This is a genomic window from Bacillus cereus group sp. BfR-BA-01355 (assembly GCF_022663675.1).
Classification (GTDB): domain Bacteria; phylum Bacillota; class Bacilli; order Bacillales; family Bacillaceae_G; genus Bacillus_A; species Bacillus_A thuringiensis_S.
The window spans coordinates 25,076-39,468 of record NZ_JAKUFY010000004.1 but is presented as its reverse complement, the minus strand read 5'-3'; the positions used below and the strand labels follow the sequence as shown (position 1 = coordinate 39,468).

Below are 14,393 nucleotides of genomic sequence, written 5' to 3'. Positions count from 1 at the left end.
GATACTTTTGTGCATAGTCTTTTACATTATAAAGGAGGAGTGGATAGAAAACAAAGGATTGTTACACATATAGTTTTGGTTTTGTTGCTGTTTGTTGAACTGGTTCTTTCGGTAACTCTTTTTCTATTACAGGTTCAATCACTATTTTCTTTCGTTTTCGTTTCTTTTTTTGAGGTGTAGGAGGCGGACTTTTTACCTCAACTGGCTCTGTTACATTTTCCGTTTGATTTTCTTCCGTACTTTTTCCAGAGGTGAGGATTTTAACAATGCTTGGTAGACTACGCATAATAGGACCGTACTGTTCGACGACAGGACCTACAGATTGAACGACTTGGGATACTTTTTCGATGTTATTTATCATATTAGTTGGATTCGAAATTAAATTCGAAAAAAAACTGCCGATGCCACTGCTTGCTGCAGCTGTAGTTGCTGCCCCGCCGCGCGTTTCATTTGATTCATACATTTGAGGCGGTATCATTTGCTCAGGATGTTGCTGCATGTATGGGTGATATTGTGGATGTTGCTGAGGATATTGTTGCTGGTATTGCTGCTGATATTGCTGTTGATATTGCTGCGGCGGTGGTTGCTGATGCATCATCGATGGGCCTTCCATTTGTCGGTAAGGCGGAACCATTTGCATAAAAGGCTCGGTTGGATCGTGTTTTTTAAAAAGCTTAGCAAGAAAACCTTTCTTTTTTTGCGCCATTGGTGGTAGTTGTGGAATGGGATATGGTGTATAAGGTTGTTGTCCTTGATTCGGATACATTTGCCTTGTAGGGGATTTCGGAAACATGTGAGAAATCCTCCTTTCTTCAGTTAGGTATATACACATACAATATGCAATAAAAGGGAAGAAGGTTAGTTTTTGAAGTGAAAACCTAAACTAAAGATGGATTTTACTTGTAGATTTCGATATAATGTAGACTTGACTGATTTGTGCGCGCAGTAGAAATTTTAGAAAGAAGGTGTAACTTATGACACAAAAAACTTTTACACAGTATGATTTTAAACCATTTTTAATAGATGCAGTTCGTGAACTACGCTTTACAGAGCCGACAGGAATTCAGCAGAAAATTTTCCCGGTCGTGAAAAAAGGTGTAAGTGTAATTGGGCAATCCCAAACAGGTTCTGGGAAAACACATGCATACTTACTTCCTACATTAAACAGAATTAATGCAAGCCGTGAAGAAGTACAACTTGTTATTACAGCACCTACTCGTGAGTTAGCACAACAAATTTACGAAGAGATTGTGAAATTAACAAAATTCTGTGCGGAAGATCAAATGATTACAGCGCGTTGTTTAATTGGTGGAACTGATAAACAACGTTCAATTGAAAAATTGAAAAAACAACCTCATATCGTAGTTGGGACACCAGGGCGTATTAAAGACTTAGTTGAAGAACAAGCATTATTTGTTCATAAAGCAAATACGATTATTGTCGATGAAGCAGACTTAATGCTTGATATGGGATTTATTCATGATGTAGATAAAATTGCAGCACGTATGCCTAAAAACTTGCAAATGCTAGTTTTCTCTGCAACAATTCCTCAAAAACTAAAACCGTTTCTGAAGAAATATATGGAGAATCCAGAGCATATTCATATCAATCCAAAACAAGTTGCAGCTGGAAACATTGAACACTATTTAGTGCCTTCTAAACATCGTAATAAAATTGATTTAGTGAATAAAATGCTACTTCAATTTAAACCGTATTTAGCAGTTGTTTTCACGAATACGAAAAAGATGGCGGATCAAGTTGCTGATGGATTAATGGAACGCGGCTTAAAAGTTGGACGAATTCACGGGGATTTATCACCACGTGATCGTAAAAAAATGATGAAACAAATTCGTGACCTTGAATTCCAATATATTGTTGCGACTGATTTAGCAGCACGTGGTATTGATATTGAAGGGATTAGCCATGTTATTAACTATGAGCTACCATCAGATTTAGATTTCTTCGTTCACCGCGTTGGAAGAACAGCACGTGCGGGGCATTCTGGTATTGCAGTGACGATTTATGATCCAGCAAACGAAGAAGCGTTAGATAGCTTAGAAAAACAACGTCATATCGAGTTTAAACATGTAGATTTACGTGGAGATGAGTGGGCGGATTTAGGTGAGCGTCGTCGTCGTAAGAGCCGTAAAAAACCAAATGACGAACTTGATGTTATGGCAACGAAAGTTATTAAAAAACCGAAAAAAGTAAAACCAAACTATAAACGTAAACTTGCAACAGAACGTGACAAAGTGAAGAGAAAATATAGCAATAAAAAAAGATAAGGGGTTTCCCTTATCTTTTTTTAATCCCGCTAATTTAAATGAAGAGTATAGTCTGTTTAAATAGTCAAATAAATTTGTGTAGTGCGTCTTTTGTGAACAAACAATTCACTACATATTTCTACAAATTATGCTATCATTATATCTATTGTATATTGAAGAGGTGATTGTATGTTAAAGATTGGATCTCATGTTTCCATGAGTGGTAAGAAAATGTTATTAGCAGCAAGTGAAGAGGCTGTTTCATATGGTGCAACGACGTTTATGATTTATACAGGTGCACCGCAAAATACACGAAGAAAACCAATTGAAGAATTGAACATAGAAGCAGGAAGAAAACATATGGAGCTGAATGGAATTGAGGAGATTATCGTCCATGCACCGTATATTATTAATGTTGGGAATACGACAAAGCCAGAAACATTCCAATTAGGTGTAGACTTCCTTCGTATGGAAATTGAAAGAACATCGGCATTAGGTGTAGCGAAACAAATTGTTCTTCACCCAGGAGCGCACGTTGGTGCTGGAGCAGATGCTGGTATTCAACAAATTATTAAAGGGCTTAATGAAGTATTAACGCCAGAACAGACGGTTAACATTGCATTAGAGACGATGGCAGGAAAAGGAACAGAATGCGGTCGTAGCTTTGAAGAAATTGCAAAGATTATTGATGGTGTAAAATATAATGAAAAGCTATCTGTATGCTTTGATACGTGCCATACGCACGATGCAGGATATGATATTGTAAATGACTTTGACGGCGTGTTAAACGAATTTGATAAGATCGTTGGTATAGATCGTTTACAAGTACTTCATATTAACGATAGTAAAAATGTACGCGGAGCAGGAAAAGACCGTCATGAAAATATTGGATTTGGTCACATTGGGTATAAAGCATTGCATCACATTGTACATCATCCACAGTTAATGCATGTACCAAAAATTCTTGAAACACCGTATGTAGGGGAAGATAAAAAAGATAAGAAACCACCATACAAATTGGAAATCGAAATGCTGAAAAACGGTAATTTTGATGAAGGGATTCTTGAAAAAATTAAAGCACAATAAGGAGGGGAAATCCCCTCCTTATTTTAGTAGTTGCTGAAATAATGTATTTACTTGTTGGGCAGTGGCAGGGGAAGTTACTCTTGCGATCTGTTTTAAGAGCTCTAGTCGCTCGTTGTTATCGTAAATATTAATATTTTTACCTTTCATAAGTAAAACGATTTGGTCAGCTTGTGCAGTCGTAATAGAAACTTCATATTCTTTGCTATATTTTAATAACTCTTTTGTAGAAATATGATTTAATTTTTTATTAACAATTTGTTTTATGAGGTTCATCTTGTTATCCTCCTTCACGCGTTCTTCTATCGAAATATATGAGCATATAGCTTGTACATATTCGTATGGAGTTTCTTTTTTCATGAGGAAAAGAAGCGTATGTTATAATATAAGGACAAAACTACAGAAAAAGAGTAAAGGGAGGACCTATGGAGCAAAAGCAACATCGAAAAGAAAGTGTTATTCATCTCATTTATCGTTTAGTTATGATTATTTTTGGAGCAGCATGCGCGGCGGTAGCGATTGAACTATTTTTAATGCCAAATAAAATTATTGATGGTGGAATTATTGGTATTTCTCTTATATTAGATTATCTTACTCCTAACATTTGGTGGTTAAGTTTTTCTACTTTAGTCGTTGTTCTCAATATCCCATTTATGTATTCGGGTTATAAGCAAATTGGAAAAACATTTATGTTATCTTCGACATTTGGTATTGTAGCGTTAGCTTTCATTGAGTCAACGTTACATGCGGTGCCACCATTTACAACAGAACCTATTTTAGCGACAGTGTTTGGTGGGCTTATTTTAGGTCTTGGTGTAGGACTTGTAATTCGTCATGGTGGGTCGTTAGATGGAACTGAAATTATGGGGATTTTATTAACGAAGAAATTACCGTTCTCTGTTGGTGAATTCGTAATGTTTGTGAACTTATTTATTTTTGCATGGGCAGCATTTGTGTTTGGTGTGGAACAAGCGATGTATTCTGTTATGACCTACTATATTGCATTTAAAACGATCGATACAGTAATTCAAGGGCTAGATGAAACGAAGGCGGTTTTAATTGTATCTGATCAATACGAGGAAGTATCAAACGCGATTTTGCATCGTCTTGGCCGTGGAACTACAAAGCTGGTAGCAAAAGGTGGTTACACGGATAAAGAAAAAGAAGTTATTTATGCAGTTGTAACGCGTCTAGAAGTGACGAAGTTAAAATCAATTGTGCATGAAATTGATGAAAATGCGTTTGTGACGATTATGAACACGCAAGAGACAAATGGTGGTAAGTTTAAATCGGCTATTCACTAAAAATTTATAGGAATATTTTTCGAAAGCAGAGAATTTTTCTCTGCTTTTTGTTATAATAGTAAGGTTTCTTGAAAAAATAGATATATTTTAGGCAGATTGGTTTACAACTATAATAAGCTGTACTATAATTCAAATAGATATAAATCGGAATCATTCTGAATTAAAATAGGTGAGATGCTATGAATAATATATTAGAGATTGAAGGTTTAACATTCCGATACGAAGATCGGAATGTGTTAGAAAATATTAATTTGCAAGTTCCGAAGGGAGCTTTTTTAGGTTTAGTGGGACCGAATGGTTCAGGTAAATCAACTTTACTTAAGTGTTTATTAGGCGTTTTAAAGCCAAAAGAAGGAAGCATTCGCGTGTTTGGCGTTGATAGTAAGAAGTTTAAGGAATGGAACAAAGTTGGTTATGTATCCCAAAAGGCAAATAGTTTCAATTCTGGTTTTCCAGCAACTGTTTCTGAAGTTGTGTCAATGGGACTTGTTTCGAAAAAAGGGCTTTTTCGCTTTTTCACAAAAGAAGATAAGAAAAAGGTAGAAAAAGCAATTGCTGATGTAGGGATGAGTGAGTTTCAAGGTCGTAACATTGGAGAGCTTTCTGGTGGACAGCAACAGCGTGTATTTATTGCTCGTGCGCTCGTTAGTGATCCTGAATTGCTTATTTTAGACGAGCCTACTGTTGGAATTGATGTAAAAAATGTGGAAAGTTTTTACGAAATATTAGAGGATTTAAACAAAAGATTGGGAATCACATTAATTCTTGTTACTCATGATATGGGAGCTGTTACCGAAAAAGTAACACATGTTGCATGCCTAAACCAACATCTACATTTCCATGGAAATGTAGAGAAGTTCCGAGAGTTAGAAGATGCAGAAATGTCGGTCTTATATGGACATCATGTTCATCGTTTAGAACACGAACATGAGCATCACGGGAGGATATAATGATACAAGATTTTTTACAATATGACTTTTTACGTAATTCTTTATACGCAGGTATTTTAATTGGACTTGTTGCACCGCTAATTGGTGTGTTTGTTGTTATTCGTCGTTTATCTCTTATTGCGGATGCATTAAGTCACGTGACGTTATCAGGTATTGCAGCAAGTTTATTACTTGAAAAAACCATTTTTACAGGTGGATTTTTAAACCCCTTATATATGGGGATGATTTTTTCAATTGGTGGAGCGCTACTAATCGAAAAGTTAAGAACTGTATATAAGCACTATCAAGAATTAGCAATTCCGATTATCCTTTCGGCAGGGATGGGAGTTGGAGTTATTTTCATTTCACTTGCAAATGGATTTAACACAGACTTATTTAGTTATTTATTTGGTAGTGTTAGTGCTGTAACAAGTACGGATTTAATTATTATTGGGATTGTAGCAATTGTTGTTGTTGCGACAATTATTTTATTATATAAAGAGCTGTTTCTACTATCATTTGATGAGGAATACGCAGTATCAACTGGTTTAAGAGCGAAATGGATTCACTTTATTTTCATTATATTAGTTGCTCTTGTCATTGCAGTATCAATGCGTGTAGTAGGGGTTCTTCTCGTATCATCATTAATGACGTTGCCAGTTGCAGCGAGTATTCGTATTGCTAAAGGATTTAAACAAACAATTTTCTTTTCCATTTTATTTGGTGAAATTGCAGTTATTGGTGGAATGTTTGCTTCGTATCAACTTGATTTAGCGCCAGGTGGTACAATTGTTATGATAGCAGTTCTTATTTTAATCGGTGCGATTTTATGGAAGAAGAAAAAAACTGCATAAAGTAGGGATAGGTATGAATCTAACGGAAGCTTTACGCCTAATGAAAGAAAAAGGATACAAACATACTGGAAAAAGAGAAGAGATGCTCAGATTATTTGCAGCACATAATCGTTATTTAACTGCGAAAGACGTTTTAGAGCATATGAAAGACGACTATCCAGGGCTTAGTTTTGATACGATTTATCGTAACTTAACAGTTTTTGCTGAGATTGGTGTTTTAGAACAAACGGAATTAAATGGTGAAAAACATTTTCGTTTTACTTGTTCTATTATGGAACATCATCATCATTTTATTTGTTTGGATTGTGGGGGGACGAAAGAGATTACTTCCTGCCCAATGGATTTTATGAATAAAGATTTTACTGGTTATGAAGTAACGGGTCATAAGTTTGAAATATATGGTCGTTGTCCAAAATGTGCAAAGTAAAAGCTCGTCGGTTATATAACTGACGAGCTTTTTTACGTAGAAAAGAAGGTTGCTCACAAATATTGTGGCAACCTTCTTTTTATTGTTCTTGTGTCTCTTTTTCTTTTTCTCGTTCAGCAGCCATTTCAGCAGCAATTACGTCGATTTCTTTTTTCAGTTCTTCTACCATTGTTTCTTCTGGTACTTTACGAACGACTTGCCCTTTACGGAATAATAATCCCTCTCCACGTGCACCAGCAATACCGATATCAGCTTCACGAGCTTCACCAGGGCCATTTACAGCGCAACCAAGTACTGCAACTTTAATTGGTACTTGAAGTGTAGAGATGTATTCTTCCACTTCGTTAGCGATGCTAATTAAATCGATTTCAATACGACCACAAGTTGGACAAGAGATAAGTGTCGCTGCGTTAGACGCAAGACCGAATGATTTTAATAATTCACGAGCAACTTTTACTTCTTCAACTGGATCAGCACTTAATGAAATACGTAGTGTATTTCCGATGCCTTTACTTAAGATTGCTCCAAGACCAGCGGCACTTTTTACAGTTCCAGCAAACAATGTTCCAGATTCTGTAATACCTAAATGTAATGGGTAATCAAAAGCGCGAGCAGCTTTCTCGTATGCTTCGATTGCTAAGTTAACATCAGAGGCTTTCATAGATACGATAATATCGTGGAAATCTAAGTCCTCTAAAATTTTAATATGATGTAGCGCGCTCTCAACCATACCATCTGCAGTTGGGTACCCGTACTTTTCTAAAATGTGACGCTCTAATGAACCGGCGTTTACACCAATACGGATTGGAATACCGCGCTCTTTTGCTGCATTTACAACAGCTTCTACTTTATGGCGACGACCAATATTACCTGGATTGATACGTACTTTATCAATGCCACCTTCAATTGCTTTTAAAGCAAGGCGATAATCAAAATGAATATCAGCAACAAGTGGAATGTTGATTTGTTTTTTTATATCAGCAATAGCATCTGCTGCGCGTTCATCTGGAACGGCAACGCGGACGACTTGACAGCCGGCTTCTTCTAAACGCTTGATTTCAGCAACTGTTGCTTCAACATCATGTGTTTTTGTTGTTGTCATACTTTGTATAATTAATTCATTATTACCGCCGATTGTTAAATTACCGACTTTAACTGGACGTGTTTTTGTACGATGAGTCATTTCATTCACGAATAGATCGCTCTCCTTATAAAAGAAGTTTCTTATTTAGTCCCTCATATCAATGATAGTATACGTGATATAGGGCTATAGAAACCGAAGTGCTCGGTTTCACTTTTACTATTGTATCAGCGCCTTTATGTAATTGACAAGGATTAAGTGATAGCTTATTGATATAACGGGAATTTATAAGACTTTCCAATTTGGATTTTTGTAGCAGATGTACTTTTGTTTAATAGTTTAAAGTCGTCAATGACTTTTTCTATGGAAGGAATTTTTTTCTTGTTAATTTGTTCTGTAATAGAAAGAACTGTCTCACCAGTTTTTACTTCAATTGTTTTATAAGATGTATCCGTTTCTTTTTCTGTTTTATTCTCTTTATTTTGTTGGTTGTCTGCGTTCTCTTTTTTAATCGTTTGGGCAGAGGTTGTTTTTTTATATGAACTTAACATCGGTAAAGTACCGATTTTTATATCGTAATAAAATACATAACCGAGAACAAGCACGAATAGGAATATACCTAACCTCTTCATATTCTTCACTCCTTTGCTAGGAATATATGCTTGTCCAAAAAAAAAATGCCTATTTAGGCATTTTTTTATTTTTCTTTCGGTTGGGGTACCTCTTTAATCGTTAAGTATAGAACGATTAAAACAACAGCGATATAAATGAATGTTGCCCCAGGTACGACGATTTTGAATAAATCCATAATCATGAAGAAAATGGTTGGGATTGTGTAGCTGTATGCAGTTAGTGTCCAAACTTGTTTATAGGATAGTTTACGTTGACCGCTCATAGCAGAACCGATGAACGCAAGTAAAGTCACGCCTACAAAAGTGATGAATAATTGGAATAGGTACACTAAGAATCCGATAACGAATAATAAAATTGGATAAATATTATCGAATAAAGAAATAAATTCTTGTAGATCTTTTTTCTCAAGAGATGCACCTAACAAATCGTTATAAGAATACGTTTGTGTTTGACCATTTCCCATAGAGACTACTTTATCTTTTAAAACAAATAAACCTGTTTTATTTTGATATTTTTCTAGGTCTGTTGAATTTGGATCAAATACGAAAAGTGCATTTCCTTCTTCTTTTTCAATGGGTTGATCAATATCGGCTTTTAGTTCGCCATTTTCAATCTTAAAGTCAGGTAAATCTTTATCGATGACTTGATTTACCATGCCTACACCATCTTGGATAAAACTACCGTACAAAAAAGTTCTTGGAATAGTAGTAATTAAGCAAAGTAGCATAATATACAAAATGGTTTTACCGATTTTTTGAAAACGGAATAGCGCCATATCTTTAGGCGAGTATATGCTTTTTACGAATTGGGTAAATATGGACATAGATTCACTTCCTTTATGTATGTATAAAATCATTGTAACGTAGGAATCTAGAGAATCTCAAGATATATTATATTTACATATAGTGGAGATAACTAAATTTCTTTTTATTAACTTTCTTCTTTTAAATAAGAAAAATACAATTGACACTTTTCTTTTCTATATGGTAAATTTATCTTACCTTTCTTAAAGGGCATATCCGATAGGAATTCCTTTATTTGATATGTTGTTACATACATAATTGTGGACCCTTAGCTCAGCTGGTTAGAGCAGACGGCTCATAACCGTCCGGTCGTAGGTTCGAGTCCTACAGGGTCCATATCCATTTCGCATGTTTATTATGTTAGCAGGAAGCTTCCTTGTAGAAGGAAGCTTTTTTTACGGAATATATGAGCATTTTAATTGAAAAGAAGTGGGAATTTTGCTACTTTAATGATAGCAAGACAATGTGATTTATTTGTTTGCACCCTATGGCAATTAGGGTAGAATGAAGTTGTATGTCACTAAGTGGCAATACATAAACTGGGAGGAATATAACAATGGCAAAACACGAATTACCAAATTTACCTTATGCGTATGATGCTTTAGAGCCTCACTTTGACAAAGAAACAATGAACATCCATCATACAAAACATCACAACACGTATATTACAAACTTAAACGCTGCTTTAGAAGGTCATGCAGAATTAGCTGACAAAAGCGTAGAAGAATTAGTTGCAAACTTAAACGAAGTACCAGAAGCGATCCGTACAGCAGTACGTAACAATGGTGGCGGACACGCTAACCATACATTCTTCTGGACAATCTTATCTCCAAACGGCGGAGGACAACCTGTAGGTGAACTTGCAACTGCAATTGAAGCGAAATTCGGTAGCTTCGATGCATTCAAAGAAGAATTCGCAAAAGCTGGCGCAACTCGCTTCGGTTCTGGTTGGGCTTGGTTAGTAGTAAACAATGGTGAGTTAGAAGTAACAAGCACTCCAAACCAAGATTCTCCTTTAACTGAAGGTAAAACTCCAGTTATCGGTTTAGATGTTTGGGAGCACGCTTACTACTTAAACTACCAAAACCGTCGTCCAGACTACATCGGCGCATTTTGGAACGTTGTAGATTGGAACGCTGCTGAAAAACGTTACCAAGAAGCAAAATAATCGTAATAAATATAGAAAAAGCTAGGGGAGAGCCCCTAGCTTTTTTCTATGCTTTCCTTTTACATAATTGGGCTTGTCTTTGGAAGACTAGAACATGAAGTAAAGGAGAGTTGTGTATGAAGTGGAAACATATAATTGGTGACGTTGAAGTGAATCGGGATTTAGTGTTATTGCTCCTTATAGGAGGTTTATACACGCTCGCAATTTCTTTATCGAATACGTTTGTAAATATTTATTTATGGAAGCAAACACAAAATTATGTGAATCTTGGCTTGTATAATTTGGCCAGCGTTGTATTACAGCCTCTCACATTTCTTGTAGGGGGGAAATTAGCGAAACGTATCGATCGCTCGATTTTATTACGAATAGGAGTAGGAACGCTCGCAATTTTTTTTATCGTTGTTTTAGTGGCTGGAAAAAGTGCTTCTCAGTATATTTTATTAATGGGGGCTCTTTTAGGAGTAGGATACGGTTTTTACTGGTTGGCTTTTAACTTATTGACATTTGAAATTACAGAACCAGAAACAAGAGATTTCTTTAATGGATTTCTTGGACTTCTTACATCTTTCTCTGGGATGATTGGACCAATAGCAGCAGGATACACAATTTCACGCATGGAGAAATGGAGTGGTTATACTGTTATATTCTTTCTTTCATTAGTTTTATTTGCAATTGCTGTCGTCTTAAGTTTCTTTTTATCTAAAAGAGAATGTGAAGGGCGTTATGAAATTGTACAAGTATTGAAAGAACGAAGAGTTGATAAAAATTGGGGAAAGATTACACGAGCTCATTTTTTCCAAGGATTGAGAGAAGGAACGTTTATTTTTGTCATTTCAGTATATGTGTATTTAGCAACTAATAGTGAGTTCGCATTAGGGAAATATAGTTTAGTGAACTCTGCTGTATCCTTTGTATGTTATTACTTGGTCGCTCGCATGTTAAAGAAAGAGTGGCGAAAAAAAGCAATTTTACTTGGGGGCATTATTTTATATGCTGTCGTCTTTTTAGTTATTTTCAATGTTACATACACGAAATTACTTATTTATGCGGCATGTATTGCGGTTGCATATCCTATTTTACTTGTTCCATACGGGTCAATGACATATGACGTAATTGGTAGAGCTAAAAATGCGAGAGAATGGCGTGTGGAATATGTCGTTGTCCGGGAGTTATGGTTAAATGCCGGAAGAATCTGTTCCATTTTAAGTTTTTTATGTGCTGTACTATTCTTTCCACCTGAAAAAAGTTTACCTTACTTATTATGTATTTTAGGTGCTGGACATTTTCTTATTTATTTTGCAGTTAAAAATGTCAAATATGATGGGGAAAATGCAGATAAAACAAGTGTTGTAACGCAAGGAACTACGCAGAATCAAACTGAACCAGAAGGTTAACTTCTCGTTTGTTTTATGCTAGAATAGAAAAAGATGTAAAACAGCAGTGAGGACACCTGTATGAAGGTGTCCCTTTCACATTACATAGCTGTTGGTAGAGGGGGTTTGTATGAGCAAGAAGCAGAAGCAAAATAAGAAAAAGACCCACGTTCCTTTTCGGTTAAACGTGCTGTTTTTCTGCGTGTTTTTAATGTTCTCCGCGGTTATTGTAAGGCTCGGATATGTACAAATTGTTCGCGGTGAAGAATATAAGAATGAAGTGGAGAAGAAAGAAAACTCAACGATAAGTAATCCTGTACCGCGTGGGAAAATATTTGACCGTTATGGGCGACCTGTAGTAGATAATGCAGCCATTCGTACTATTACATTTACAAAAATGAAAGGATCAACGGCAGAGGATCGCTTAGAAACAGCGAAAAAGCTAGCAGATTTGATTGAAGTACCGACAGATAAATTAACAGATCGCGATAAAAAAGATTATTGGCTTGCTATGCATAAAGAGGAAGCTAAAGAAAAAATTACGAATAAAGATCGTCAAGAGTTTAAAGATAAAAAAATTGATGATAAAGAATTAGACGAGCGTCAGCGAAGTCGTGTAACAGAAGAAGAGATTAATCAATTATCCGCAAAAGATCTAGAAATATTAGCGATTAAAAGTAAGATGGACGGCGGATATGCAATGACACCTCAAGTTATTAAAAAGGATGCTACAGAAAAGGAATATTCGATTATTAGTGAAAACCTAGCAGCATTACCAGGTGTAGATACGAATGTTGATTGGGATCGAAAATATACGTACGATGATTTATTCCGAAGTGTACTTGGTGGGGTGTCGACATCTGATGAAGGCTTACCGAGAGAAAGACTAGATTACTATCTTGTTCGTGATTATAATCGAAATGACCGAGTAGGAAAAAGTTATCTTGAACAACAGTATGAAGATAGCCTGCACGGTACGAAAGCAGAAGTTAGAAATGTTACAGATAAAAACGGTAATATTTTAGAAACGATTAATGTATCAAAAGGACAAAGTGGTAATGACTTGAACTTAACAATTGATATGGAATTACAAAAGCGTGTGGAAGATATTCTTGCGAAGAATTTAATGAGATTTAAAGGAAGCGAACCTCTTTTAGATCGCGCATTCGTTGTAATGATGAATCCAAAAAATGGTGAAGTTTTATCTATGGCGGGGAAACAATTAGTTAACGAAGATGGTCAAACGAAAGTAAATGACTTTGCATTAGGTACCATGACAAGTTCTTATCCGATGGGGTCAACTGTAAAAGGTGCAACAGTACTTACTGGATATCAAACTGGTGCGATTCAACCAGGGTCGGTGCAATTGGATGAACCAATTAAATTAAAAGGTACACCTACGAAATCGTCTTGGAAAACGATGGGATACATTAATGACCTTACAGCTTTAAAAATGTCTTCTAACGTTTATATGTTTAAAACAGCGATGAATATCGCCGGTGTTCCATATGTGAGAGGTGGTACGTTAGATATACCTCAAAAAGCATTTGATACGATGCGTTATTATTTCGGACAGTTTGGACTGGGTGTAAAAACAGGAATTGATTTACCCAATGAATCTGCTGGTCAGATGGGTAGAAGTAGTCAACCAGGTTTCTTACTAGATTTATCAATTGGACAGTATGATACGTATACACCGCTTCAATTAGCGCAATATATTTCGACGATTGCCAATGGCGGATATCGTATGCAACCACAAGTTGTAAAAGAAATTCGTCAACCAGCAGTGAAACCAGATGAAGTTGGGAAAGTTGTTCAATCTATGGAACCGAAAGTATTAAATCGTGTTGATATGCCAGAATCGCAAATTAAACGTGTTCAAGAAGGATTTAGACAAGTGTATAATGATTCAGGTGGTACAGCTACAAAATACTTTACAGGTGCAAAATATAAAGCGGCAGGGAAGACAGGTACCGCGCAAACTGTGTATGGCGGAGATAAAGAGATTGGTAGAAAGGCAAACGGTGAACGTGTGGAAACATATAACCTAACATTAGTAGGTTATGCGCCACTTGAAGATCCAGAAGTAGCATTCTCTGTTGTCGTTCCGTGGGTACATGATGATAAGACTGGTATTAATGGATATATTGGTCGTGAAATTATGGACGCTTACTTTGATTTGAAAAACAAAGAAGTAAATGGTGAAACTCCAAAAGATGACAAAGACAATAAAAATAAAGATCAAGATGATGAATAAAAAAATTGTAAAAAAGCACACTATCTGAAAAGATAGTGTGCTTTTTTTATGGTTTATGCATATCGTGTAATAAATGTGGACAAGTATACAACACTGAAAAACACGCGGCCGTATAAATGATACTTGTATATGATGAGATAGGGGATAACTGTTTTATAGGGAAATCATCAGAGAAAATGAATAGCTACTACTGATTAAAATTGTATCGTATGTTGAT

14 protein-coding genes and 1 tRNA gene are annotated in these 14,393 nt (G+C 35.9%); 10 read left to right on the top strand and 5 right to left on the bottom strand.

The genetic code is table 11. From position 1 onward, the window contains the following. Window positions 1-61: 61 nt before the first annotated feature. On the bottom strand, window positions 62-793 hold the full coding sequence (locus MR167_RS02360; RefSeq protein WP_242313831.1) for a YqfQ family protein: 732 nt from the start codon (window positions 791-793) through the stop codon (window positions 62-64). 181 nt (window positions 794-974) lie between these two features. Between MR167_RS02360 and MR167_RS02355 the strand changes: the two genes are divergently transcribed. Both MR167_RS02355 and MR167_RS02350 read left to right on the top strand, forming a co-directional pair. Then, window positions 975-2,285, top strand: a complete 1,311-nt coding sequence (locus MR167_RS02355) for a DEAD/DEAH box helicase (RefSeq protein ID WP_000192443.1) — start codon at window positions 975-977, stop codon at window positions 2,283-2,285. Window positions 2,286-2,453: 168 nt separating this feature from the next. Continuing rightward, on the top strand, window positions 2,454-3,350 hold the full coding sequence (locus MR167_RS02350; RefSeq protein WP_000912458.1) for a deoxyribonuclease IV: 897 nt from the start codon (window positions 2,454-2,456) through the stop codon (window positions 3,348-3,350). Between the two features lie 18 nt (window positions 3,351-3,368). Here MR167_RS02350 and MR167_RS02345 read toward each other — a convergent pair whose 3' ends face one another. Beyond that, window positions 3,369-3,623, bottom strand: coding sequence for a DUF2624 domain-containing protein (locus tag MR167_RS02345; protein WP_001048959.1), 255 nt, complete (start codon window positions 3,621-3,623; stop codon window positions 3,369-3,371). 149 nt (window positions 3,624-3,772) lie between these two features. Here MR167_RS02345 and MR167_RS02340 point away from each other — a divergent pair, with 149 nt between their 5' ends. From MR167_RS02340 to MR167_RS02325, 4 genes are all read left to right on the top strand, one after another. Further along, complete coding sequence (locus MR167_RS02340; RefSeq protein ID WP_000435962.1) at window positions 3,773-4,651, top strand: YitT family protein; 879 nt, start codon at window positions 3,773-3,775, stop codon at window positions 4,649-4,651. Window positions 4,652-4,830: 179 nt separating this feature from the next. Further along, a complete protein-coding gene (locus MR167_RS02335; RefSeq protein WP_001059662.1) occupies window positions 4,831-5,601 on the top strand; it encodes a metal ABC transporter ATP-binding protein in 771 nt (256 codons plus the stop codon). Further along, window positions 5,601-6,434, top strand: a complete 834-nt coding sequence (locus MR167_RS02330; RefSeq protein ID WP_000613815.1) for a metal ABC transporter permease — start codon at window positions 5,601-5,603, stop codon at window positions 6,432-6,434. Before MR167_RS02335 ends, MR167_RS02330 begins: the two co-directional genes overlap by 1 nt. 13 nt (window positions 6,435-6,447) lie before the next feature. Continuing rightward, a complete protein-coding gene (locus MR167_RS02325) occupies window positions 6,448-6,861 on the top strand; it encodes a Fur family transcriptional regulator (RefSeq protein ID WP_001054516.1) in 414 nt (137 codons plus the stop codon). Between the two features lie 79 nt (window positions 6,862-6,940). On the opposite strand, the gene ispG is transcribed toward MR167_RS02325, so the two are convergent. The 3 genes from ispG to yqgB form a co-directional block, all read right to left on the bottom strand. Next, on the bottom strand, window positions 6,941-8,044 hold the full coding sequence (gene ispG, locus MR167_RS02320) for a flavodoxin-dependent (E)-4-hydroxy-3-methylbut-2-enyl-diphosphate synthase (protein ID WP_153578351.1): 1,104 nt from the start codon (window positions 8,042-8,044) through the stop codon (window positions 6,941-6,943). 164 nt (window positions 8,045-8,208) lie between these two features. After that, entirely contained in the window at window positions 8,209-8,574 is a 366-nt protein-coding gene (yqfZ, locus tag MR167_RS02315) for a protein YqfZ (RefSeq protein ID WP_098832680.1), read from the bottom strand. Window positions 8,575-8,639: 65 nt separating this feature from the next. Then, window positions 8,640-9,398, bottom strand: coding sequence for a protein YqgB (gene yqgB / locus MR167_RS02310; protein ID WP_000021895.1), 759 nt, complete (start codon window positions 9,396-9,398; stop codon window positions 8,640-8,642). 242 nt (window positions 9,399-9,640) lie between these two features. Here yqgB and MR167_RS02305 point away from each other — a divergent pair. The 4 genes from MR167_RS02305 (at window position 9,641) to MR167_RS02290 (ending at window position 14,176) form a co-directional block, all read left to right on the top strand. Continuing rightward, window positions 9,641-9,714 (top strand) — tRNA-Ile (locus tag MR167_RS02305). A 220-nt stretch (window positions 9,715-9,934) separates the two neighbouring features. After that, a complete protein-coding gene (sodA, locus tag MR167_RS02300; RefSeq protein WP_001052031.1) occupies window positions 9,935-10,546 on the top strand; it encodes a superoxide dismutase [Mn] in 612 nt (203 codons plus the stop codon). Window positions 10,547-10,662: 116 nt separating this feature from the next. Beyond that, window positions 10,663-11,940, top strand: a complete 1,278-nt coding sequence (locus MR167_RS02295) for an MFS transporter (RefSeq protein ID WP_000871388.1) — start codon at window positions 10,663-10,665, stop codon at window positions 11,938-11,940. 109 nt (window positions 11,941-12,049) lie between these two features. Beyond that, window positions 12,050-14,176, top strand: coding sequence for a peptidoglycan D,D-transpeptidase FtsI family protein (locus MR167_RS02290; RefSeq protein WP_063675686.1), 2,127 nt, complete (start codon window positions 12,050-12,052; stop codon window positions 14,174-14,176). Window positions 14,177-14,393 lie beyond the last annotated feature (217 nt).

What these genes read in the sequence shown, in the direction of transcription:
- MR167_RS02360 (WP_242313831.1), bottom strand. Translation starts at nt 793, where the DNA reads ATGTTTCCGAAATCCCCTACAAGGCAAATGTATCCGAATCAAGGACAA.
- MR167_RS02355 (WP_000192443.1), top strand. Translation starts at nt 975, where the DNA reads ATGACACAAAAAACTTTTACACAGTATGATTTTAAACCATTTTTAATA.
- MR167_RS02350 (WP_000912458.1), top strand. Translation starts at nt 2,454, where the DNA reads ATGTTAAAGATTGGATCTCATGTTTCCATGAGTGGTAAGAAAATGTTA.
- MR167_RS02345 (WP_001048959.1), bottom strand. Translation starts at nt 3,623, where the DNA reads ATGAACCTCATAAAACAAATTGTTAATAAAAAATTAAATCATATTTCT.
- MR167_RS02340 (WP_000435962.1), top strand. Translation starts at nt 3,773, where the DNA reads ATGGAGCAAAAGCAACATCGAAAAGAAAGTGTTATTCATCTCATTTAT.
- MR167_RS02335 (WP_001059662.1), top strand. Translation starts at nt 4,831, where the DNA reads ATGAATAATATATTAGAGATTGAAGGTTTAACATTCCGATACGAAGAT.
- MR167_RS02330 (WP_000613815.1), top strand. Translation starts at nt 5,601, where the DNA reads ATGATACAAGATTTTTTACAATATGACTTTTTACGTAATTCTTTATAC.
- MR167_RS02325 (WP_001054516.1), top strand. Translation starts at nt 6,448, where the DNA reads ATGAATCTAACGGAAGCTTTACGCCTAATGAAAGAAAAAGGATACAAA.
- ispG (WP_153578351.1), bottom strand. Translation starts at nt 8,044, where the DNA reads ATGACTCATCGTACAAAAACACGTCCAGTTAAAGTCGGTAATTTAACA.
- yqfZ (WP_098832680.1), bottom strand. Translation starts at nt 8,574, where the DNA reads ATGAAGAGGTTAGGTATATTCCTATTCGTGCTTGTTCTCGGTTATGTA.
- yqgB (WP_000021895.1), bottom strand. Translation starts at nt 9,398, where the DNA reads ATGTCCATATTTACCCAATTCGTAAAAAGCATATACTCGCCTAAAGAT.
- sodA (WP_001052031.1), top strand. Translation starts at nt 9,935, where the DNA reads ATGGCAAAACACGAATTACCAAATTTACCTTATGCGTATGATGCTTTA.
- MR167_RS02295 (WP_000871388.1), top strand. Translation starts at nt 10,663, where the DNA reads ATGAAGTGGAAACATATAATTGGTGACGTTGAAGTGAATCGGGATTTA.
- MR167_RS02290 (WP_063675686.1), top strand. Translation starts at nt 12,050, where the DNA reads ATGAGCAAGAAGCAGAAGCAAAATAAGAAAAAGACCCACGTTCCTTTT.